The sequence below is a fragment of the Sulfurospirillum sp. MES genome (assembly GCF_000789415.1).
Lineage (GTDB): Bacteria > Campylobacterota > Campylobacteria > Campylobacterales > Sulfurospirillaceae > Sulfurospirillum > Sulfurospirillum cavolei.
This window is the reverse complement of the sequence record NZ_JSEC01000001.1, coordinates 509,252-531,006: the sequence shown is the minus strand read 5'-3', so window position 1 is coordinate 531,006 and position 21,755 is coordinate 509,252. Positions and strand designations below refer to the sequence as shown.

At 45.0% G+C, this 21,755-nt stretch carries 21 protein-coding genes; 2 read left to right on the top strand and 19 right to left on the bottom strand.

Translation table 11 applies throughout. The features are described 5' to 3' along the window. Positions 1-113 precede the first annotated feature (113 nt). Positions 114-1,151: a chemotaxis protein CheX gene (locus OA34_RS02695; protein ID WP_039672271.1), complete on the top strand. Its 1,038-nt coding sequence runs from the start codon at positions 114-116 to the stop codon at positions 1,149-1,151. Between the two features lie 46 nt (positions 1,152-1,197). On the opposite strand, the gene OA34_RS02690 is transcribed toward OA34_RS02695, so the two are convergent. Together OA34_RS02690 and OA34_RS02685 are read right to left on the bottom strand one after the other, a co-directional pair. Then, the gene (locus tag OA34_RS02690; RefSeq protein WP_039672270.1) at positions 1,198-2,367 is read right to left on the bottom strand and encodes a S41 family peptidase; all 1,170 of its coding nucleotides are present in this window, start codon (positions 2,365-2,367) and stop codon (positions 1,198-1,200) included. A gap of 49 nt (positions 2,368-2,416) precedes the next feature. Then, positions 2,417-2,878, bottom strand: coding sequence for a GNAT family N-acetyltransferase (locus OA34_RS02685; RefSeq protein ID WP_039672269.1), 462 nt, complete (start codon positions 2,876-2,878; stop codon positions 2,417-2,419). An 86-nt stretch (positions 2,879-2,964) separates the two neighbouring features. Between OA34_RS02685 and OA34_RS02680 the strand changes: the two genes are divergently transcribed. Next, positions 2,965-3,453: a hypothetical protein gene (locus OA34_RS02680; RefSeq protein WP_039672268.1), complete on the top strand. Its 489-nt coding sequence runs from the start codon at positions 2,965-2,967 to the stop codon at positions 3,451-3,453. On the opposite strand, the gene OA34_RS02675 is transcribed toward OA34_RS02680, so the two are convergent. The 17 genes from OA34_RS02675 to ileS all read right to left on the bottom strand — a co-directional run bounded on the left by OA34_RS02675 (position 3,450) and on the right by ileS (position 21,709). Beyond that, on the bottom strand, positions 3,450-4,136 hold the full coding sequence (locus tag OA34_RS02675) for a class I SAM-dependent DNA methyltransferase (RefSeq protein WP_039672267.1): 687 nt from the start codon (positions 4,134-4,136) through the stop codon (positions 3,450-3,452). The two genes, OA34_RS02680 and OA34_RS02675, sit on opposite strands and share 4 nt — an antisense overlap. Positions 4,137-4,173: 37 nt before the next feature. Next, positions 4,174-5,514, bottom strand: coding sequence for an FAD-dependent oxidoreductase (locus OA34_RS02670; RefSeq protein ID WP_039672266.1), 1,341 nt, complete (start codon positions 5,512-5,514; stop codon positions 4,174-4,176). An 88-nt stretch (positions 5,515-5,602) separates the two neighbouring features. Beyond that, complete coding sequence (locus OA34_RS02665; RefSeq protein WP_039672265.1) at positions 5,603-5,974, bottom strand: RidA family protein; 372 nt, start codon at positions 5,972-5,974, stop codon at positions 5,603-5,605. Continuing rightward, on the bottom strand, positions 5,971-7,083 hold the full coding sequence (gene dapE / locus OA34_RS02660) for a succinyl-diaminopimelate desuccinylase (RefSeq protein WP_039672481.1): 1,113 nt from the start codon (positions 7,081-7,083) through the stop codon (positions 5,971-5,973). Before dapE ends, OA34_RS02665 begins: the two co-directional genes overlap by 4 nt. A 73-nt stretch (positions 7,084-7,156) precedes the next feature. Beyond that, on the bottom strand, positions 7,157-9,364 hold the full coding sequence (locus tag OA34_RS02655) for an endonuclease MutS2 (RefSeq protein WP_039672264.1): 2,208 nt from the start codon (positions 9,362-9,364) through the stop codon (positions 7,157-7,159). Further along, on the bottom strand, positions 9,364-9,711 hold the full coding sequence (locus tag OA34_RS02650; protein ID WP_039672263.1) for a hypothetical protein: 348 nt from the start codon (positions 9,709-9,711) through the stop codon (positions 9,364-9,366). The genes OA34_RS02655 and OA34_RS02650 overlap by 1 nt, the downstream gene beginning before the upstream one ends. Next, positions 9,711-11,021: a UDP-N-acetylmuramate--L-alanine ligase gene (murC, locus tag OA34_RS02645; protein WP_039672262.1), complete on the bottom strand. Its 1,311-nt coding sequence runs from the start codon at positions 11,019-11,021 to the stop codon at positions 9,711-9,713. Before murC ends, OA34_RS02650 begins: the two co-directional genes overlap by 1 nt. 37 nt (positions 11,022-11,058) lie before the next feature. Continuing rightward, on the bottom strand, positions 11,059-12,189 hold the full coding sequence (locus OA34_RS02640) for a succinyldiaminopimelate transaminase (protein WP_039672261.1): 1,131 nt from the start codon (positions 12,187-12,189) through the stop codon (positions 11,059-11,061). A 31-nt stretch (positions 12,190-12,220) separates the two neighbouring features. Then, positions 12,221-13,174, bottom strand: a complete 954-nt coding sequence (locus tag OA34_RS02635) for an HTH domain-containing protein (RefSeq protein WP_039672260.1) — start codon at positions 13,172-13,174, stop codon at positions 12,221-12,223. Between the two features lie 12 nt (positions 13,175-13,186). Next, positions 13,187-13,870 (bottom strand): HesA/MoeB/ThiF family protein, encoded by a 684-nt coding sequence (locus OA34_RS02630; RefSeq protein ID WP_039672259.1) that lies wholly within the window; start codon positions 13,868-13,870, stop codon positions 13,187-13,189. Next, positions 13,867-14,658 carry a carbon-nitrogen hydrolase family protein gene (locus tag OA34_RS02625; protein ID WP_039672258.1) on the bottom strand — a complete coding sequence of 264 codons (792 nt, stop codon included), beginning with the start codon at positions 14,656-14,658 and terminating at the stop codon, positions 13,867-13,869. Before OA34_RS02625 ends, OA34_RS02630 begins: the two co-directional genes overlap by 4 nt. Continuing rightward, complete coding sequence (xseB, locus tag OA34_RS02620) at positions 14,655-14,858, bottom strand: exodeoxyribonuclease VII small subunit (RefSeq protein WP_039672257.1); 204 nt, start codon at positions 14,856-14,858, stop codon at positions 14,655-14,657. Before xseB ends, OA34_RS02625 begins: the two co-directional genes overlap by 4 nt. 2 nt (positions 14,859-14,860) lie before the next feature. Next, a complete protein-coding gene (gene metX, locus OA34_RS02615) occupies positions 14,861-15,970 on the bottom strand; it encodes a homoserine O-acetyltransferase MetX (RefSeq protein ID WP_039672256.1) in 1,110 nt (369 codons plus the stop codon). 40 nt (positions 15,971-16,010) lie between these two features. Then, positions 16,011-17,459 carry an IMP dehydrogenase gene (guaB, locus tag OA34_RS02610; RefSeq protein WP_039672255.1) on the bottom strand — a complete coding sequence of 483 codons (1,449 nt, stop codon included), beginning with the start codon at positions 17,457-17,459 and terminating at the stop codon, positions 16,011-16,013. Between the two features lie 11 nt (positions 17,460-17,470). Beyond that, the gene (gene gatA / locus OA34_RS02605) at positions 17,471-18,829 is read right to left on the bottom strand and encodes an Asp-tRNA(Asn)/Glu-tRNA(Gln) amidotransferase subunit GatA (protein ID WP_039672254.1); all 1,359 of its coding nucleotides are present in this window, start codon (positions 18,827-18,829) and stop codon (positions 17,471-17,473) included. Then, positions 18,826-18,954 carry a hypothetical protein gene (locus OA34_RS13465; RefSeq protein ID WP_256497245.1) on the bottom strand — a complete coding sequence of 43 codons (129 nt, stop codon included), beginning with the start codon at positions 18,952-18,954 and terminating at the stop codon, positions 18,826-18,828. Before OA34_RS13465 ends, gatA begins: the two co-directional genes overlap by 4 nt. Continuing rightward, on the bottom strand, positions 18,947-21,709 hold the full coding sequence (ileS, locus tag OA34_RS02600) for an isoleucine--tRNA ligase (protein ID WP_039672253.1): 2,763 nt from the start codon (positions 21,707-21,709) through the stop codon (positions 18,947-18,949). Before ileS ends, OA34_RS13465 begins: the two co-directional genes overlap by 8 nt. Positions 21,710-21,755: the final 46 nt, after the last annotated feature.

Genomic DNA, 21,755 nt, shown 5'->3' with positions numbered 1-21,755 from the left:
TTTTGTATGATTTTAATTATAGCGTCAGATTGTTTCAATAAAATTAAAAGCTTTCTATGGTACTATCTTTGCGTTTTAAATTCATCTCATTTCTTTAATGCGAACACAACATCATGACACATACGATTCAACATGCTATTTTTATCGTCGACTATAACGAAGCGGTATTGGAGAGCCGAAATACGGTTTTGTTCAATACGATCGTCAGCCAAAATGCCCTTTTAAAAGAAAAAGGGATTAAGGGCATCTATATCTCTTTAAAAAATGCTCCCTCTACGCAAAATGCATCCTTCGGGCACCTGATTAAAGTGTTGGAAAAACTTTCGCAAGCCCTAAATATCCCGACGGCTTTAGGCGATTATAAAAAAGAGTCTTTTGAACATCTCAAACAAATGAGTGCCGATACGGCGGTTCAACTTTTTCAAAACGTTAATGTCGCTATTTTATTTTTCAATCCTTCGTCGTTTAAAAAAGAACTCTGCGTTCTTCTCTTCGATACCGATAAAGACAACGCCGATAAAATTTCTTCCGAACTGACGAAATTAGGCTACAGCGTCGTACATGCTTACGATGCCGAAGACTTTAAACTAAAAGCGATGGCAAAAAAATACGATATGACCATTACGCATACGGTAGTTAAAAAAGCAAGTTCCGCTCCCTCAATTCCCAATTTATCGCTTTCAAAGCAATTGATTGTCAACTTACCCGTTTTTATCGATACCGCCGTCAATACCTTGGTCACGATTACCGGATTGGAAGCACAAAAAATCAAGCACGAAATTCGCCCTTTTAACGAGAAAATTCCGGCACAGGTCATTATCGCGGCAATGAAATTTAAAGGCGACGTCAGCGGTACATTCTTTTTAGTTTTTCCAAGAGAACTTGCCGTTGCGGCTTTGGAGGCTATGCTAGGAGAACATGTCAACGGCGACGATACCGCCGCAATCACGGACGGCGTCGCCGAATTTTGCAATATTATCACGGGTTCGGCAAAAACGATTTTCTCGACAAAACAGATCAAAGTTCTATTTGAGCTACCTAAAACCTATCTATCGCCTAACGTCGCCCTCAATGCCTCTACCGGAACCAACGGCGTATGGATCGACATGCAACTTAGTAACAAACCGTTTTACATGTTTATCACCAAATAAGCTTCGAATCACCACTCTTCCAAAATACAGCATTGAGCGATTTTCGTTATTTTTGATGCAAAATACTTAAGGCCTGGTCTAAGACGTTATCTTCCGAAGCGTCGTTGCTCGGTTTGACTTCGATATTCGGAACGACACCGCTTGGCCAAACGCTTTTTCCCTTGGGCGTACTCCAACGAGCCGTCGCAAATTTTACTGCCGAGACACGACTACTCAAAGGGAAAAGCGTCGCAAACGTATCTTTTCCGTATGTCGGCGTTCCGATGACTTTTGCTCGTTGATACTCTTGTAAAACCGACGCAACGATTTCCGCACCGCCTGCGGAGTCACGATTGACCAAAACAATCAGAGGTACCGTCTTTAAAAACGAGAGTTTTTCGATTTTTTCCGCATAATCGCTCATTTCATACTCTTCTAAACGGTTTTTATAGTAGCGTTTGTCGTCTTTGTTGCGACTTTTAACGTTTAAAATAAGTTTGTCGTTCTCCAAAAACAGTCCCGTAACCGCTAAACCGATATTGAGATTGCCGCCCGGATTATCCCGTAAATCCAATACCATCCCTTTAATCCGCTGTTCTTGTGCATCGTAGAGATAACGTATATCTTCAAGCATTTCGCCGAAGCCTTCTTGCATAAACGAACTGACTTTGACGTATGCGATATCTCCTTCGTACATTAACGACGTAACCACGTTAATATTCACCTCTTTACGCGTGAGCGTTACTTCCACGGGCTTTGTCGTATTGGGCTTTAAAAACGTTATTTTCACTTTGCTGTTGGGAGCACCCCTTAGCTCGGCAATCACCTCTTCAAAATTGAGATCACGTACCAAATAGGAGCCGACCTGAATAATTTCATCGCCTTTTTGCAAAGCGGCCTTATACGCCGGAGAGTGTTCGACGACGGACTTAACAAAAATATGATGTCGTTTTTGCGCCAAAAAAAGCCCGACGCCCGCTACGGGCGTATTGCTTAAATAGAGCGTTTCGTACTCTTCTTCGTTAAAATAGCGTCCGTTTTTATCAACGCTATTAACCATACCCTCCAAACAACTGTCCATCAATCTTTTTTCGTCAATCGGTTGAACAAATTCGTCTTTTAGTTTTTTAACGACTTCTTGATACGCAAGCATAGCTTCCTCCGGCGTAACCGTTTTGGAAGATTGTGCCCATACCAACGATACCGTTACGAGCATACCGTACACAAACCTTTTCACGTCAATCCTTTATTTTTTCCGAATACTATAGTAGCGTTTTTGCCTTTTTTTAACAAGAAACGTCACTTAAGAGCAATCGAAACGGTTGCATCGACGAGGCTTGAAAGCCGTATTTCTCATAAAAACGACGCGCCGGTATATTATCCCCGTCCGTTAAGAGCGTTATACGACGGCATCCGACGCTTCGCGCGTACGCAATCGCTTCATGGATTAAAACAGAACCGATACCTTCGGAACGAAACGCGTTATCGACGACCATATCTTCCAGCCACGCGACCTTAGCACCTAACGCCGTACTGATACTCCATAAAAGACTGACCATTGCGATGATGCTTTTTTCGTTTTCGGCTACGAGAATAACGCCGACCGAACCATCGCGTAATATGCTTTCAAGCCCTTTAACATGTAAAGATCGATTCGGGATGAACTCGGTCTCTTGCTCGAAAAGTTGTAGAAGTAACGTTACGAGTTTATCGCAATCTTCAATCGTTGCTTGACGGATTTTTAACATCATCGTTCCTTGTTCAATTGGTAAACGTATTGTAACATAGGAATCATTTTTGCTTGTACTTATTACCTCACGACAAGGAGTAAACGATGATGATTGACGACCAAACGAAAAAAACGTATCAGTCGCTTCTTGATTCGACGACGACACGCGTTAAAAACGGTCTGGAAGATGCGAGCTCGTTTGCACAAACACTCGCCGACGAAATTAAAGCCAAATTTTCAACCGATAATGAAGCCTCGACGATCAAAGATTCCGAGACGACGCAGAGGGATCCTGCGGTTGAAACGTTTCTGGAAGATCTAAAAACAAAAGGTGCTCTTGCATTCTACCAAGACTACAATTTTGAAAAAATTGAGAAATTAATCGAAGAAAAGAAAGCGGAACTTACTGAAAAATTAGGTCTAGGAGAATCCACGCAACCGCCGCTTACGGGCAAAGCCCGCGAAGATGCGTTGATGAGCCTTGACGATATGCTCGACGCCTACCGAAAACAACTTCAAGAAAAAATGCAAGCGGAAGATAAGCTCGATCAGCAAAATACGATGCTCGGTACGTTTTTGCAAGATTTAGCTTAACGTTTCCGATACACTAACAAGGTCTTATCGGGTGAATCGCCAAAAAGTTTCAGGGCTTCGGTTGTCTCCAATCGAAACCCTTCTTGTTTTTTGAGTTCGCCGAGCGTGTGAAAATATTGCCGGATTTGACCGCTGTGTTTACGGTAAAGCTCGCCCTCTTTTTCAAAAAATGCGATATGCGTTAAAAGCTCTTTGTCGGCATAATTGGCTTCGATGCATAAAAACTGCGTTTCGTTTTCAAAGCGCATCACGCCCTCCGCAACGGCTTCAAATCCGTACAAAGTATTGACGTCGCACACAAAATAGCCTTTGGGTTTTAACACGCGATTAATCGCGTGAAAAAAACCCGCCAACTCTTTGGGCGGTATGTAATTGAGCACGTCCGCGACCGCCGTAACGCAGTCAAAACATTCCGCTTCAAAATCCTCCAACTCTTTACACGATGCTCGAACGCCGATCTCGTTGGCACGCTGAATCATAGAAGCACTCCGATCGATCCCTTCCGCATCGATGTGTCGCTCTAAAAGATGCTTTAAAAACTTTCCGTTCCCGCATCCCACATCTAAAACCGAACCGATAGAATAAGAGCTTAAATACCGAAGGTACGTTTTATAGAGAATTTCATATTGGTCGTAAAAACCGATGAAAGGTTCAATTTTGGCGTAAAGATCGAGTGGATTCATGCGCAACTTTCCGAGGGCGTTATGCCCTCGAAGATTTTTAGTCTAATAACTCTTGTCGAAACAAGGCTTCGTTAAACGTACGACCGAGATGTTCACATACCAGTTTAACGTCCCGACGGGCATTGCCTAAACAGCTCGTCGCTCCGGGGCTTGGCGTCATGTTGAAAATAATGCCGATACCGGGATTAATGCTCGCTTCGCCTAACATTAACTTTTGTTCTTTTTTGTTGATGACCTGCGGTCGTACGCCGCCGAAATTCTTCGCGTATTCAATTTCGTCTAATTGCAACGAAGGAACGATTTTTCGCGCATCTTTTAAGAAAAGCCCTTTATTGAAATAAGGCACTTCAAATAAAAAGTTACGGAAAATATAGTTTCTAATATCGCTATCTTTGAGCAAATCGTAGAACACTTTTGCGACTTTTCCGTCAAATTGCAACGTTTGCCAAAAATCAAGATACGTACCGCCCGTGTAACGCTCCAATTTCGGCAAAACCAGCGCCGTTGGACCAAAACGCGTACAGCCACCGGCTAAAACGTCAGGGTCGCCGTGTAATGCGGCAAACGGAAGCTTTGGATTTTGAACCATATAAACTTTACCGTTGAGCATCTTTTGTTTCGTCAAGTAAAAACTTCCCGCAACCGGTAAACACGCAAAATCCAGTCCGAATCCCATCTGATGCGCCAAATAAAGCGAATGTGCTCCGGCGTTCACGACAACAAAATCCGCCGTAAAAGTATGGTCTTTGGTCATCACGACAAACATATCGCCGAGTTTCGTGATATTCGTCACTTGCGCATTTAAGTATACGTCCGCAACTTTTCCTTCGATTTTTTGTGCCTCTTCGACCAAACTTTCCGTCATTGCGCCAAAATCGACCGTACTGTACTCGCCGCCTTCTACGCCTACGCCTATAATGCTTTCCGGTCGTTCTTTACCGTTTTCGTCGAAGATCAATTTCGGCTCGATTTTCGCCAATTTTTCTTTATCGAACACTTCCAAATACGGATACAACTCTTTAAACTCTTCGTAACGTTTTTGCATATACGCCACTTCGGTATCGCCTACGCCGATTGCCATTTTTTGGTGTGCAAATAAAAACTTTCCTTCATGACCGTATTGAAGGCAATATTTTGCGACCATACTCGCCGTTTCTTTGACTTTTTTCGCTTTTTCTAGAGTATAGTTTGTCTCGATGTCACCGCAGTGAATCGTTTGAGAGTTTGACGTTCCGGCAGAATTAAGCTTTGCCAATTTTTCATATTTTTCAACCAGCGCGATACGCTTAATATCCGTGTATCTTGCAAGCTCGTAAAATAGAGCCGCACCTGAAATTCCGCCACCGACGACTAAAACGTCATAGTGATTTTTTGTCATATTGAACAACTTCCTACTCTAAGATTTAGGGTTTATTATTGTAATACACTCTTGCCTATAAAACTTTTAAAAGTTTTAATTTTCACGATTATTTCGTTGCGATAACTTCGACTTCAACACGGGCGTTTTTGGGTAAAGCTTTGACGCACACCGTACTGCGAGCCGGTTTGTGATCTGCAAAAAATGAGCCGTAGACCGCATTTACCGCGGCAAAGTCGTCCATATCGGTTAGAAAAATCGTCGTCTTAACAACGTTTTGCAAGCTGCTTCCCGCCGCTTCCAAAACGGCACTTACGTTGTACATCACCTGCGTCGTTTGTGCTTCAATATCGCCGTCGTTAAAGCTTCCGTCCGGACGTAAAGCGATTTGACCCGATGCATAAATCATCCCGTTGCTTTCAATCGCTTGAGAATAAGGCCCGATCGCTTGCGGAGCCTTGAGGGTTGCAATACTTTTCATTTTAAATCCTTTGAAAAATTTTCTATCGTATGCGAAAACACGCGACATAACGCTTCGACCTCATCGAGGCAACATCGCTCGTTGGGAGCATGGATCGTATCGTTAACGACACCGCACTCCACCGTAGCAATACCGTAACTTCCAAAAAATCGTGCATCGCTTGTGCCGCCTGCGGTGGAAAGTTTAGGTGCAAAACCGTTACACGACTTGAGTGCTTCTTGCAGTTTTGCGACAATTTTAGAATCTTTACATGTTAAAAAAGGGCGGGCACTCTCTTGAAGGCGCAATCGATAATCCAGTCCGTTTAAGACCCCTTCCGCGTACGATCGAACGCTCTCTGGATTCGTTTGAGTCGAGTTTCGGACGTTGAACATGATTTTTAGCGAGTTGGGTGTGACGTTGGTAACTTCCATACCGCCTCGTATATCGGTAACGACGATCTGAGAGGGGGCAAAAAAATCATCGCCTCGGTCTAAAAAATGCCCCGCAAAAAGAGGAAGCAACGGTGCCATTTGATGAATGGGATTGATGCTTTTTTCAGGGTACGCCGCGTGGCCTTGTTTGCCCAAAATTTCGATAACGCCGTTAATCGAACCGCGTCTGCCTATTTTGATTGCATCGCCGAAGAGTTTCTCGGACGTCGGTTCGGCAACAACGGCATAATCGGGCAAAAGAGCGCGTCGCTCGAGTTCGCGAAGCATTTCGATCGTCCCGTACGTGGCATCGCCCTCTTCGTCGCTGGTCAGCAGTAACGAAAGCGTTCCCTTAAAATCGCGCGTCATTTTAAGCGCCTGAATACTTGCCGCTACGCCGCTTTTCATATCTTGAGCACCTCTGGCGTAAATGTTTTCCCCTTCGATCAAGGGTTCAAACGGATCGCTCTTCCACCCTTCTCCGGGAGGAACGACGTCGACATGTCCTGCAAAACAAAGGTGCTCGCCCTCGCCGAATTTTTTGAAAAGAAAAAGATTTTTCGTCGATTCGATTGAAACTTCAATCGCTTCAAAATCGTCCAAATAGCCTCGAATAAACGCAAACGAGCCAGCCTCATCGGGCGTGATCGAAGGAAAACGCAATAAAGTTAAAAAAAGTTCTTTCGTACTTAACATCATGCCTCAATTATAAAAAAGTCTGTTTTAAAGTTTCCACTTTTTTGAAATTATCGTCTTGCGACAAGCCGCTTTAAAGTTTAATCAGCGTCGCGCCGAAGCCGCCTAAGTTTTGCGGTGCGTCGGCGTACGAAACCAAGGAAGGATACGTACTTAAAAACGTGCGTACCGCATAAGCCAATTTCCCCGTTCCGATACCGTGGTAAACCAAAACTTCGTCAAACCCGTTGATCAGCGCGTCGCTCAAGAACTTATCGAGGCGTTCAATTGCTTCGTCGCTGCGAAGCCCGTGCAAATCCAAAATCATCGAACCGCCCGTCGTCTCTTTGGCGATCACGACGCTTTGTTTGCGCGAGTGCGGTTGCGGGCCGCTTCGTTTGAGCGACGCAAGCGGTACGCGCATGCTAATACCGTCGCATTCGATCAAAGCTTCTTCTTTTTTGATACTTTTGATCACACCTTTGGAACTGCCGTATTTGATCTTTTCTCCGACGCTTAAAAGCTCGCCCGCGCGCGCTTCCGGAACGTTTCGTTTGCTTTCTTGTCGGTAAAGATTGGCTTTGTTCAACAACCGATGCGCCTCTTTAACGTCTTGGGTTTTAATGGCTTTTTTCGCCTCCGATACGGCATCCCTAAACTCTTTGGAGAGCTTCCCGTAAGCGGTTTCAAATTCGCCTCTCACGCGTTCTTTTTCGTCGCTGAGCGAAATTTTCAGCTTTTCAACCTCTTGCAATCGCGCATCTAGCTCCTCTTTTGTCTTGCGCATTTGCAATTCCAAATCAATATTTTTTTGAATCAATTCGCCCAATTTCTCTTTGTCTTCGCCGTATAAAATTTTCGCTTCTTTCACAAGCGAAGGCGGAACTCCGTAACGAAGCGCGGTTTCAAACGCGTAACTGCGCCCGATGGTTCCTTTTAAAAATCCATACGTCGGGCGTTCGTTTTTTTCGTCGTAAATCGCCGCTAAAAGTTCGACTTCCGGATGTGTCGCCAACATTGAAGCCAAGCGTTTATGGTGCGTCGTAATGACGATCTTCATCTCTTTTTCGATCAGTTTTTCGATCATGACTTTAAACAGATTTGCCGCCTCGTCCGCGTCCGTACCCAACTCGATCTCGTCGACGCCGACCAAAGCGTTTTTTTTGCCGAACAATTGACTAAACTCGTTCATCCGTCCCGCAAACGTTGAAATGTCGTTTTTAACGCTTTGAGGATCGTCTAAAACGGCGTAAAGCTCTTTAAACGAACCGATCGTCGAATGCGCGGCGTCGATTTTCATGGGCAGAAGGTATTTGCTCAAGAGTGCCGCGGAGAGAATCGATTTTAACAACATCGTTTTTCCGCCCGCATTAACGCCCGTAATCATCAAAACGCGTTTGGAAAAATCGACGCAAATAGGTTTAGGATGGGCTAATGCGGGATGCGAAAAGTTTTCGAGCACGATGGCGGAAGATTTGGAAGAAGCGAGTACGAATTCCATCTCTTTTTCGCGCGCAAACGCGACGCGTGCGTAGTAAGCATCGAAACGATCAAACTCTTTGTTGATAAAGCTTAGAAATTTAAGCTGTTTGGCGAACACGGAGGAGATTTGCTTCGCGTATTTATAAATCAACTCCTCTTTTTTGTCGATCAATTCACTCTCTTTGGCGACCAATTTTGCTAAAGCTTCGGGAACGACGTAGAAAAACCCGCTGCTACTGCGTGCAACGACATTGCCTTTTAAGACATGGTTAAATCCGCCGCGCAACAAGAGGGCTTCTTGATTATTGATATAATGGATCTGTTTGTCGGCAAGGTATAACGCGATTTTTTCGGTTGATATCAAGCGGCGAAGGGTCGCATTCATCTCGTCTTTGATGCTTTTGAGGTTTTTGTTGATGTGCTCAAACTGTTCGTCGACGCTCGATTTTAATTCGCCTTTTTCGTCGAAATAGTCGCAAATGCGCGTGATTTCAACCGGAATAACGATACGTGCGATCCATTCCCCCAACGCTTGATCGAGCAGAACGCTTTGAAGGTAGGTCGTATAATTAACGATTTTGACGAACGCGAAAATCTCCGAAAGATGCAAAACGCCCATTTTACTTAAATGCGCGATTGCCGTATCAAGATTGGGTACTTCCGGAAGCGGCTTTAGGCGGTCTTTTGCGAGAAGTTCGTGAATCAATTTAAAATGCAAATGCGCGTCGCCTTCCATAAACAAAGGCTTTTCTCGTGCCAAAAAGTGTTTAAAACTCTCTTGATAATCGCTCAAATCGAGTTTGGCAAATAGCTTTTCCATTAGGGAAGAATCCTACATGTACTCACTTCGATTACCGTACCTTTATCGTTTTCGTTGATCTCATTCGGGATGAAACTTTGCGTTCCGTTGACGTAAATAAACCGTTTAAAATCAACCGTAACACCGCCTTGACATGTCAGCGTTTTTCCTTGTTTAAAGGCATTGACGATCAAGCGGCGTTGTTCGCTTTGGGACGATTGATAGCTCTCGTAACCGATTGCCGAAGCGAGCAGTACGACCATCGAGCCGATCAACGTCTTTTTCATGCGTGAAGAGAGCGTCTCTTTTTTGGTGTACAATACCGCGGCTAGCAGAAGGATTAACACTAAAAAGAGCAAAAATTGCATTAGACGACTCCTCGAAGCTGATACGTAATGTCGCCCGCGCCGAAACTAATCACCACGCCTTCGTCAAAGCGCTCGTAACCTTCTTCGTTCGGGAAAATTTCGATCGCAGCGTCTTTGCGATGGACTCTGGGTGCGAATACGGGAGCATAGCGCGAAAACGCTTTTTCAAAATCGATAAACACCTCTTTTTCGCCGGCTTTCCATACCGGTAAAATAACCAGCTTGTCTACCCCTTCGAAACATTCGACGAAACTTTCGAGATTGTCGATCGTACGTGAATATTTGTGCGGTTGCCAAATCGCCGTGATCGTTTTAAGACCCGTCAAATGTGCATAGGTTTTTGCCGAAGCAAGCGTTGCTTTAATCTCGGTCGGATGGTGTCCGTAATCGTCGATAAGAGCGAAATTATCCTCTTTAGCAATAATATCGAATCGTTTTTTAATTCCTTTATAACGTTTCAGCTTTTCGCGTACGATTTCCACGTCTTCTTCCACAAGGCTCGCCAAAATCGCCAAAGAAGCGTCCAACGCCATATGCGCTCCGATACCCCAAACCTCGAAACGTCCTAAATCTTTGAGCACGAAAGAGGTATAAGGCTCGCCCTCATGCATCGTCGTTTCGATCGCTTGAATATCCCTGCTCGGATACAGACGAATCGCGTCCATCTCTTCAAGCGTCGCCAGAAAAGGATCTTCGGCATTGATGACGCGAATCGTAGCACTTTGCAAAAAGCGACGATACGCGCCGTAAAAGCGTTCCAAATCGTAGTTATAATGCTCCATATGCTCCGGTTCGGCATTGGTCACGACCGCAACGTAAGGGTTGGAATTTAAAAAACTCTCATCGCTTTCGTCCGCTTCGAAAATAACGTTATGGCCCTCTTTATAGTACATGTTGGTGCCGTATTGTTTGCTTTCGGCTCCGATGACGACCGAACCTTCGATCAAAGACGCCAGCATCGCACTGGTGGTACTCTTGCCGTGTGCGCCGCACACCGAGAAGACCCGTCTGTTCTTTAAAATGAACACTAAAGCTTGCGAACGCGACATAATCGCGATTCCTTTTTCGCGCGCTCGTACCAACTCGACGTTATCGGGTTTGATAACCGCCGAATACACCACCAAATCTTGATCGTTAATGCAAGAGGGATCGTGCGGAATGACCACCGAAATGCCCTCTTCTTCCAAACGTGCCGTAATTTTCGTCGCCTTAATATCCGAACCCGTAATCGTATAGCCCTCTTGTTTAAGATAGCGTGCCAATGCCGAAAGTCCGATACCGCCGATACCTACAAAATGTACTTTTTTCAATTCAACCCTTTACAAAAATCTTTTACTTTTGACACACTTACTTTGAAGTCGCCATAAAATCTCGTATCTCTTTTAAAATCGTTTCCGTTTTCGTGCTGTTTTCGACCAAGGCGATACGCACAAATCCATCCCCCATACCGCCGCGCCCTAAAAATCTTCCGGGTAAAACTTTGATATTTTTCTCTTGATAAAGCTTACATGTAAAGCCTAAATCGTCTCCGACTTCCAACCAAACGTAAAAGGTCGAAGCAATCGCATCGATGCCTAAAATCGCTTCGGCCAAACGGAGGTTTTTCGCATACTCTTGGCGCGTGATCTCCACATGTGCCATATCATTCCATGCAGCCGCAGAGGCTTTTTGCAACGGCAAAGGAATACCCGCTCCGATGTACGTACGATACTTCATATAGCCGCTCAAAATCTTCTCATCGCCTGCGATGAAGCCTGAACGAAGTCCCGGAGCGGAGCTTCGTTTGGAGATGGAGTTGATGACCAAGACGTTTTTGAAACTCTCGTTTCCTACATGTAAGGAAGCTTCCAGAAGCGAAACGGGTTTTTCATCGACGTAAATCTCGCTGTAACATTCGTCATTTAAAAGCACGATGTCGTATTTGAGTGCAAATTTGACCCACTCACCCAACTCGTCCAACGAAAGAGTCGATGTGGTCGGATTGTTGGGAAAATTGAGAATGATCAAATCGGCTTCTTTAAGCTGGGGAAGCGTAATGTCGGGTTTAAACGCATTCTCTTTTGTCAGGTTTAAATGCACGACTTTAGCGCGACTGGCAATCGCCGCACCTTCGTAGATCTGATAAAACGGATTGGTATACGCCATCACGGGATTTGGTTTATCGTGCAAAAGGTATTGCGGGAAGTTGAATAACACTTCTCTCGTACCAAACGTACAAAGCAGTTCGCTCTCTTTGAGCGCAACGCCGAAACGCTTTTGAACAAAAGTGCGCTGTGCTTCCGTGACGTAACCCTCACCGGATGATTTTGGGTATTTATTTAAAAGTGCGCTGTTTTCTTTGAGTGCGTTTTGGATAAACATCGGGGTTTCAAACTGCGGCTCACCGATGGTCAGATTGACCGCTTCGTACTGCGGATTGGGCGTTACGTCGTTCAATAACGCACTTAATTTTTCAAACGGATAGGGTTCAAAATGCAATGAATTTCCTTTAGTCAAAACTAAAATATTTTTATTCGATCGGTATGTTTTTAGATGTGCAATAATTCAAGATATCTTCATCTTTTTCATAATACATGTCACATTCTTTCTCTAATTCCAACAAAGACGAATTGACATATTTGTCATCCGCACTTAATATTTTTTCAATTTGTTCTATAAATTGGCGATATTTCTCGTTAATATGGCACAGCTTGTCAATCGTTTGATAGTCTAAGTTTTTATAAGAAGATTGAAAAAGAATTTGGCTTTCAAACGGATTTGCATGAAGTTTAATTACCCCAATTCCAAAAGACTTATTTAATCGCTCCATCTCTTCTTTCAAATTATCATTAATTTCAAAGGCCACCAAATAACCTAAATTTGCCCATGTCGAATTTGAAACGGCTTGAAAGTAATATTTTTTTAATTCATAATCTGAATTGATCTCTTTTTTAATCTCATAGGAAATGATTTCACAAGAGTCTTTTCTTTCAAGTGTTTTCAATAACTTACTGCTCGTTGCACTTTTAAATTTCGCAAACTTCACGCCGATAATATCGGGATGCGCCCATTTTTGCGTGTCGTCTTTACTATTTTTCGACTCTTCGTGTAAAATCGTTTTGGCATAAATACCTCGACTTTTAAGATAGCTTACAAACAAAACATGCAAATCTCTCTCAGAGAAGCAAGCCTTCGTACCTTTTTTAGAGCCATTTTCGTCTTGCAAAAGCACATTCGCTTCTTCAACTGCCAAAAGATCGTTTTTCGTCAGATAGTAAAAATAAGCACCGTTTTGTTTAACTCTAGCAACTCTCGTATCGTTCTTACGAATAAAATCACCCAATAAAGCAGATACCGTTGCGTGAGGTGTTTGTCCTTCAAACGCATATAACTTATTGTCTAAAATGTATTTTGTGATTTCTTGATAAGAAACAGGCTTACTGAAATTTTCAAGTGCTTTTAATATGCTATCTTTAATGGTCATCCAATGTTCCTCTCAATTAACGCTAGATTGCATCTTAGGCATCGCAAATTTTTGTGTGATCAGCTCGCCTTCGTCGTTAAAATAGAGGTAATAAAGCCAATCTTTTTTCACGCTCAGTCCCGCTAAATAGCGTAACGCCAGATTCGCCTGCAACGAAGCGATGTGCATCACGATAGGTGCGGCAATGCCTGCGGGCGTTTTAGTGCTGATGACAAAGGCTTTAAAACTACTCTGCTCGAAAAAACAGACCTGCCCGTTAAAGGCTTCTACCGAACCGTAAAGCCACGGCGTGTTCACGCTTTTGGCGTAAGCGTCGATGGCGGCGCGTGAGGGCAAATTGTCGGTAGCATCGATGATGAGATCAACCGTAATATTCTTACATGTAAAGTCTTCCAAGCGGCCGATATGCGCCGTAACTTTCACAAAAGGACAACGCTCTTCGATGCTTTTTTTCACTACGTCGGCTTTAAATTTCCCCTCATCGCCCAGTTTAAAAGCGATTTGCCGATGGATATTATGCACGCTGACCTCATCAAAATCGACCAAATGGATTTCGCCTATCCCCGAACTTCCCAGTGCATACGCTAAAGAGCTCCCCAAACCGCCGCATCCGATGATGACGATTTTTTTACGTTGAAGTTTCTCTTGCGTCGCTTCGCCCCAAAGCTGAATCTGTCGGTGAAAATAGTGCGTCATACGTTTTCTCGCTTACTCACCTGTTTTTTCCAACCCCAGAGCTTTCGCGCTTCGGCTAAGACGTCTTTATCGATGGTCGCGACGATCATCTCTTCTTTGTCCCCGAGGCTCACTTCGACTTCGCCGTAAGGAGAGATCAAAGCACTTTGACCGTAAAACTGCCACGTCTCTTCTTCTTTGTAACTGCCGACGCGATTGGCGCGCAAAATATAAACATTGTTTAGCATCGCACGCATTTTTAAAAGCTCTTCCCAACGTTTTGCCGAATCAAACGTCGAAGAAGTAGCACTCAAGACCACATCGACGTTTTTACGCATGACTTCTTGCCATACCAGATCAAAGTGAAGCTCATACCCGCTGACGATCCCAAAGCGCAAACCGCCGTGCAAAAAGAGCGGCAACGTGTATTTGGCGATCGCGTTGGCAAAAAACTTCTCTTCGTTCCAATGCTTATAGTTAATCAAAAATTGCTGATCGAAAAAATGCACCGATTTGGGCGAAAAATGCGCGTTGCTCTTGTAACAAAAATCCCCTTTGACGTTGACGATCGGCGCGATGACGTGAAGGTTATACTCGGCGCAAAGCTTTTTGAGCGTTTCGATTTTGTGGTTGGATTGCTCTTTGATCATCGAGATCGGCATCGTCTCCAACTCTTTAAAAAAGCTATTAAGCGCATATTCGCTCAGCAAGACGACTTCTACCTCTTTTTGTTGGCAAATGCGAAAATAGTAATCCAATTTCGCTTCGCTCATCGGAAGCGTACTTAACTGTAAAGCGGCTATTTTCATGCCTTTTCTTCCTTCTCTTGCAATTTGGCATACGTCAATTTGGCTTCTTCAATCATCGCGCTCGCCTCTTTCAGAACCAAAATGCCCTCTTGATACCGCTTCATCCCCTCTTCCAAGGAGAGTTCGGGGTTGGAGAGTTGCTCCAAAATCACTTTGGCGCGTTCTAACTTTACTTCAAAACTCTCGTTTTTTGTTTCCATGTTTAGACCTTTGCTTCTAAGGCTTTTCGAATATAAAAATCAAACGTATCGTATTCGACTAAAAAGGCATCGTGCCCGTAACGACTGTCGATACAATAATAATCCACCCGTTCGCTTCGTCCCATATTGTCCATCGTCGCTTTGATGAACTCCATCTCTTCGGGCATAAACAAAAAATCGCCTTTAAACGAAATCAACGTCAGTTTGGCTTTGATGTGTTTGAGCGAATCTTCCAGCGAATCGTAATTACGCGTTGCATCAAAAATATTCATCGCTTTGATAATGTACAAATAGCTTAAAGGATCGAAACGTTTGGCGAAGCTATAGCCGTTGTATTCCATATAGCGTTCAACTTGAAAACGCCCGAAAAGCTCGTACAAACCGTCCGTCTCGACATAATTACGACCGAATTTTTTGTTCATCGAATAGGGACTTAAAAAACTGATGTGCCCCGCCATACGCCCGATGGCAAAACTCTGCAAGCCCTCTTCCGTAAAATCGTCCTTATCGTAGTTACCGCCTTTAAAGCGTTCGTCCTTGACGATGCCTTCCATTGCGATTTTGTTCCACGCAATTGCCCAAGGACCCGTTGCATACGTCGTCGCAAGCAAAATCACCCGTTTCGCGAAATGCGGATACTCGATCGACATGCAAAGCCCTTGCATTCCGCCGAGCGACCCGCCGATAATCGCATACGCCTCTTGAATGCCTAAACGTGCGAAGAGATTCATTTGCGCTCTGACCATATCGCTAATCGTTAATACCGGAAATTTAAGACGTAAAGGCTCTTGATTTTTTCCCTGAGGACTCATAGGACCGCTCGAACCGAAACAACTGCCCAAAATATTGACGCAAATAACGTAATATCGGGTCGTATCGATGATTTTTCGATCGCCGATCATCGGATCCCACCATCCGGCTTTGGTCTCATTTTCATAACGACCTGCGGCATGGTGACTTCCGGTAAGCGCGTGAAAAACGACGATGACGTTACTTTTATCGTCGTTCATCTCTCCGTACGTTTCGTAGGCAAGTTGATACGACTCTAAAATACGACCGCTTTCTAGGTAAAGCGGCTCGTCGAAACGTTCGATAGAGGTTTGTATTTTCACCGTAATCCTTACATGTAAGCGCGTTACTAAAAACGCGCGTTTAATTCACACGGTAATTGGGTGCTTCGTGCGTAATGATAACGTCGTGTACGTGACTCTCTTTAAGCCCCGCACTCGTAATCTCCACGAATTCCGCTTTTTCTTGATAATCGACGATATTGCGAGCACCGACATAGCCCATAGAGGAGCGAAGTCCGCCGACGAGCTGAAAAATAACGTCGCGAATCGATCCCGCATGCGGTACGCGCCCCTCAATGCCTTCAGGTACGAGTTTATCCGCCGCCGTTCCTTCTTGGAAATAACGATCGCTGCTGCCTTTGGTCATCGCACCGATGCTTCCCATACCGCGATAGGTTTTGTATTGACGTCCTTGATACGTAATAAGTTCGCCCGGGCTTTCATCCGTTCCGGCCAATAAACTTCCGACCATCACGCTTTGAGCACCTGCGGCTAAGGCTTTGGCAAAATCGCCCGAATATTTAATGCCGCCGTCGGCAATCACCGGAACACCGTGTTTTTTACCCACCGCCGAGCACTCTTCGATAGCTGAAATTTGCGGTACGCCCACACCCGAGACGATACGCGTGGTACAAATACTTCCAGGTCCGATACCCACTTTAATGCCGTCAACGCCGGCTTCGACTAAAGCTTCCGCCGCTTCGGACGTTGCGATATTTCCGGCGATAATATCGACGTCTAACGTTTTTTTAATCAACTTCACCGTATCGATAATACCTTTAGAGTGTCCGTGCGCCGAATCGAGAACCAAGACGTCCGCACCCGCGGCAACGAGTGCCGTCGCACGATCCAATTGTCCTACGCCGATCGCCGCGCCGACACGAAGCCTGCCAAACGCGTCTTTGTTAGCGTTAGGATACTCTTGACGTTTTTTCAAGTCTTTGATCGTAATAAGACCGGCGAGTTTATTATGCTCGTCGACAACGGGAAGTTTTTCGACTTTATTCGTTCTAAAAATCGCTTCGGCGTCGTCCAAAGTCGTGCCTTTTTTGACGGTAATCAAAGGCATTTTCGTCATTAACTGTTCAACTTTTTTACTAAAATCGTTTTCGAAGCGAAGATCGCGGTTGGTCAAAATACCGATCAAGGTATTGGTGTCATCCACGACGGGAACGCCTGAAATTCGGTATTCAGACATAATTCCCAAAGCTTCTTTTAACGTCGCGCTGGCTTTAATGGAAACCGGATCGATGATAATGCCGCTTTCGCTTTTTTTAACGCGTCTGATCTCGCGTACTTGCGATTCGACGTCCATATTTTTATGCACGATGCCTAAGCCTCCGAGCCGTGCCATCATAATCGCCGCACGGTGTTCGGTCACCGTATCCATCGCCGCGGAAATTAACGGAATGTTCAACGTGATATTCTTCGTTAATTTTGTTTTAATATCCACTTCTTTGGGTAAAATTTCCGAATATTTCGGTACCAATAAAACATCTTCAAACGTCAACGCTCTTTTTCGAATTTTCATGTGTGCTTCTCCTATAACCCTAATGCTCGCTCTAAGCTCAGCGCACCGTCGAGTAACGCTTGCTCACCGTAGGCTTGTCCTATCAATTGTCCGCCGATGGGTAGCCCTTCTTGATTTTTACCCAAAGGAACCGAAATACCGGGTAATCCGGCAAGATTCAGTGAAATCGTATAAATATCGCTTAAGTACATTTCCAAAGGATCCGCTTTAGAGCCGAACTCAAACGCCGCGGTAGGCGTCACCGGCATAAAAATCAGATCCGCTTCTTGAAAAATCGCTTCGTATTGCGCTTTGATAAAGTGACGTGCACGTTGCGCTTTAATATAATACGCGTCGTAGTAACCGCTACTCAAGACAAACGTTCCGAGTAAAATTCTTCGTTTGACCTCTTCGCCGAAACCCAAACTTCGGCTTTGAATGAACATCTCTTTTAACGAATCGCTGTTGTGTCGATTGCCGTAACGTACACCGTCATAACGGCTTAAGTTCGCGCTCGCTTCCGCGGTTGCAATCACGTAATAGGTTGCGATGTCGTATTTGGAGTTGATAAAATTGCGATACACGATCGTATGTCCGGCACTTTGCAGTGCTTTAATCCCCTCTAACATCTTCTCGCGTACTTCGGAACTTGCTTCATTGAGGTAATTTTCGATGACGGCAATCGTCATTTTACGATCGGGATTGAGTTTATCGGCAACGCTCTCATGCGCCATAGCGGCACTCGTAGAATCTTTAGGTTCGTGTCCCGCGATAATATCGTACAAAATTGCGGCGTCTTCGACGTTTTGCGTAATCGGTCCGATTTGATCTAAAGAGCTCGAATAGGCGCCCAAACCGTAACGGCTCACTTTTCCGTAAGTGGGTTTGAGTCCGACGCAACCGCAAAAAGCCGCGGGCTGACGGATACTTCCGCCCGTATCGCTACCAAGAGCCGCAATAGCAATGCCCGCCGCAACGGCCGCCGCGCTTCCGCCGCTACTGCCGCCCGGAACGCACATGGGATTATGCGGATTCAAGGTTTTGCCGTAAAAAGACGATTCGGTGGAGCTTCCCATCGCAAATTCGTCCATATTCGTGCGTCCGAAAGGAGCAAGTCCGCGGCGTAACATGTTATCGACGACGGTTGCGTTGTAAGGAGCGACGTAGCCTTGCAAAATGTTCGAACCGCTGGTGACTTCCCAGCCTTTGACTTGAATATTGTCTTTCAACGCGATAGGAATTCCCTCGCCGTACTCGCCGATCGGTTGATTTGTGAGTTGTTCAACGTATGCACCCAGCTCTTTTTTGGCTGCAATCTCTTTTTTTAAGTCGTCTCGAATCTCTTTCAAAGCTTCGGCAGGAAGGGTTAATGCTTCTTTTAGCGTAATCAATGATGTTCCTTTAACTGTTTCGTTCGTCGATTGACGAGGTAAACGCACACGCCGATGACGATAAAAATAGCGCCGACGGTTTCGAAAATAAAGCTAAGCTGTACGGGAGCGCTCAAATCAACCATTGAGAGCCTCGGCGCATCGGTGGCATAGCTCTTCTTCGCTTTTTGATCGGTATTTCCAACAACGCGGGCATTTGCATTTAGGAGCTTTTAAAATTTTAAAACGATCTTTTTCGACTTCAAAAACGCCGATTTCGCCGCTTTCTTCATGCTCGATCACGCGGCTGACCGTAAACCAATCTTCCGCATCGACCTTATCGAGTGCGATGATTTTCGCGGACGCCGTTTGTATGACCAATTCCAACGTCGATTTGATCACTTTTTCTTTCTTCAAACTATCGACGATTTCAAAAAATTTCTCTCGTGCTTCGATCATGTAAGCTTCGTCAAACGAAGAGGTATGCTCCGGTAGCGGTTGATAGACCAGATCAAAAACACCGGTACCGCCTTGTTTCACGATGTTCGGTGCATGCTCCATCATTTCGTCGATCGTATACGTAAGCGTCGGCGCAAATAACGCCATCATGCGCTCGGTAATCAGTGCCATAGCGCTTTGTGCGGAGAGGCGGATCGTGTCGTTTTTGGCGTTACAATAGAGTCTGTCTTTAGAAATATCGAGGTAAATACCGCTGAGTTCCACCGCAATAAAATGGTTCAAAAGCGCAAAGCCTTTGGAAAATTCATACTCCCTAAAATAGCCTTCCGCCTCATCGAAAACGGCTTTGGCATGGGATAGTATCCAACGATCCAACGCCCCCATCTGCTCGTAGGGCAAAAGCGTTTCCAAATCGTTGATATTGGCAAGTAAAAAACGAAACGTATTACGGATTTTTCGATACTGTTCGCTGACTTGTTTTAAGATATTATCGCTAATTTTCAAATCGGTCGTGTATTCGCTTGTTCCGACCCACAAACGTAAAATCTCGACGCCGTGGCTTTTGGCGACATCGATCGGAGAGACGACGTTACCTTTGGACTTGCTCATCTTCTCGCCTTTTTCGTCCATGGTAAAGCCGTGCGTTAAAATTTTACCGTACGGAGCGATGCCGTTATTGGCGGTACTGACTAAAAGCGAGCTTTGGAACCAACCGCGGTGTTGGTCGCTTCCTTCCAAATACATCGACGCCGGATAATCGCCCGCATCGTACTCTTCGGACTGTAAAACGGCTTTCCACGTACTGCCGCTGTCAAACCAAACATCCAAAATATCCATGACTTTTTCAAGGTTTTCCGCTTTATAGCCGCTATTTTCGACTAAAAGGTCTGCAATCTCCAAATCCCACCACGCATCGGCACCTTTTTCTTCAAAAATAGCGGCAATGTGCTCGACGACTTTGGCATCAAAAATCGGCTTACCCGTAGTTTTATCCCTAAAAAACGCAATAGGAACACCCCAATCACGCTGACGAGAAATACACCAATCGGGTCTATTTTCGATCATCGAACCCAAACGGTTGATACCTGATTTGGGGTAAAAACGAACCTTTTGAAGCTCATCCATCGCCATTTTACGAAGGCTCTCACGTCCGCCGACCGCTTCGTCCATTGCAACAAACCACTGTTTAGTCGCACGGTAGATGATCGGCTGATGCGTACGCCAGCAAAACGGATAAGAGTGGGTAAACTTGGAACATTTGAGCAAATGTTTGCCTAAAAGCTCTAAAATACGCTCATTGCATTTAAAAATATGCTCGCCGACGAAACTCTGCGCATCGGGCAATAAGCCTAATCGAACTACCGTCTCGTCGTAACAGCCGCGTTCGTCTACCGGCATAATAACCTCTAGGGCGTATTTCAGTCCGACTTTATAGTCATCGTCGCCGTGCCCCGGAGCGGTATGAACACAGCCGCTACCGCCGTCCATCGTGACATGTTCGCCTAAAACGATTCGAGAAGGGCGTCCGTTAAGCGGATTGATCGCCAAGGTGTTTTCCAAAAGTGAAGCTCGAAACGTTTGAACGATTTTTCCGCTCAAAACGCCTTGTTCCAAAAGCTTGACATGTAAGGCTTCGGCAACGATATAGCCGTCGCTCGTCACGACGTAATTTTCTTCAGGATTCAACGCAATACCGACGTTGGCGGGCAAGGTCCACGGCGTCGTCGTCCAAATAATGACCGAGACGTCGCCGCTCACGTTCAATGCGGCTTTCGCCTCGTCGCTAAGCCCAAACGCTACGAAAATGGAGTAATCCTCTTTATCTTCGTATTCGACTTCGGCTTCGGCTAACGCACTGCGCGCCGCCCACGACCAGTAAACGGGTTTGCTGCGTTCTACGAGTAATCCTTGATGCGCAACGCCGCACAAAGCACGGTAAATATCCGCTTCAAATTTAAATTTCATCGTCATATACGGGTTATCCCAATCGCCGATAACACCCAAGGATTTAAATTCGTCACGTTGAATATCGATAAATTTGCGTGCGTGTTCGCGGCACAATTCCCTGATTTCACTTTTAGCAAGCGTATCTTTTTTCTCTTTACCGAGATTTTTTTCGACTTGCTGCTCTATCGGCAAACCGTGACAATCCCAGCCCGGAACGTAACGAACTTTCTCACCGAAAAAATAGTGCGTCTTAACAATAACGTCTTTGAGAATTTTATTGAGTGCATGTCCGATATGAATATGCCCGTTCGCATACGGAGGTCCGTCGTGCAAAATAAACGTCTTGGAACTGTTTTCGCGATTCTTGATCATGCGTGCGTAAGCGCTTTCCTCTTTTGAAAACCACTTAGCGTAACGAGCGGGTTCGTTTTGGGGTAGATTGCCTCTCATCGGGAACGCCGTTTGAGGAAGAAGCAAGGTCTCTTTATAGTCCATTTAGTCTCTCTCCTTGGAAGCTAAGACTCTTACATGTAAGCATCTT

Bases quoted from the DNA above. Each gene is read 5' to 3' on its own strand.
- OA34_RS02695 (WP_039672271.1), top strand. From the start codon at position 114: ATGACACATACGATTCAACATGCTATTTTTATCGTCGACTATAACGAA.
- OA34_RS02685 (WP_039672269.1), bottom strand. From the start codon at position 2,878: ATGTTAAAAATCCGTCAAGCAACGATTGAAGATTGCGATAAACTCGTA.
- OA34_RS02680 (WP_039672268.1), top strand. From the start codon at position 2,965: ATGATGATTGACGACCAAACGAAAAAAACGTATCAGTCGCTTCTTGAT.
- OA34_RS02675 (WP_039672267.1), bottom strand. From the start codon at position 4,136: ATGAATCCACTCGATCTTTACGCCAAAATTGAACCTTTCATCGGTTTT.
- OA34_RS02670 (WP_039672266.1), bottom strand. From the start codon at position 5,514: ATGACAAAAAATCACTATGACGTTTTAGTCGTCGGTGGCGGAATTTCA.
- OA34_RS02665 (WP_039672265.1), bottom strand. From the start codon at position 5,974: ATGAAAAGTATTGCAACCCTCAAGGCTCCGCAAGCGATCGGGCCTTAT.
- dapE (WP_039672481.1), bottom strand. From the start codon at position 7,083: ATGTTAAGTACGAAAGAACTTTTTTTAACTTTATTGCGTTTTCCTTCG.
- OA34_RS02655 (WP_039672264.1), bottom strand. From the start codon at position 9,364: ATGGAAAAGCTATTTGCCAAACTCGATTTGAGCGATTATCAAGAGAGT.
- OA34_RS02650 (WP_039672263.1), bottom strand. From the start codon at position 9,711: ATGCAATTTTTGCTCTTTTTAGTGTTAATCCTTCTGCTAGCCGCGGTA.
- OA34_RS02635 (WP_039672260.1), bottom strand. From the start codon at position 13,174: ATGACCATTAAAGATAGCATATTAAAAGCACTTGAAAATTTCAGTAAG.
- OA34_RS02630 (WP_039672259.1), bottom strand. From the start codon at position 13,870: ATGACGCACTATTTTCACCGACAGATTCAGCTTTGGGGCGAAGCGACG.
- OA34_RS02625 (WP_039672258.1), bottom strand. From the start codon at position 14,658: ATGAAAATAGCCGCTTTACAGTTAAGTACGCTTCCGATGAGCGAAGCG.
- xseB (WP_039672257.1), bottom strand. From the start codon at position 14,858: ATGGAAACAAAAAACGAGAGTTTTGAAGTAAAGTTAGAACGCGCCAAA.
- guaB (WP_039672255.1), bottom strand. From the start codon at position 17,459: ATGAAAATTCGAAAAAGAGCGTTGACGTTTGAAGATGTTTTATTGGTA.
- OA34_RS13465 (WP_256497245.1), bottom strand. From the start codon at position 18,954: ATGGTTGATTTGAGCGCTCCCGTACAGCTTAGCTTTATTTTCGAAACC.
- ileS (WP_039672253.1), bottom strand. From the start codon at position 21,709: ATGGACTATAAAGAGACCTTGCTTCTTCCTCAAACGGCGTTCCCGATG.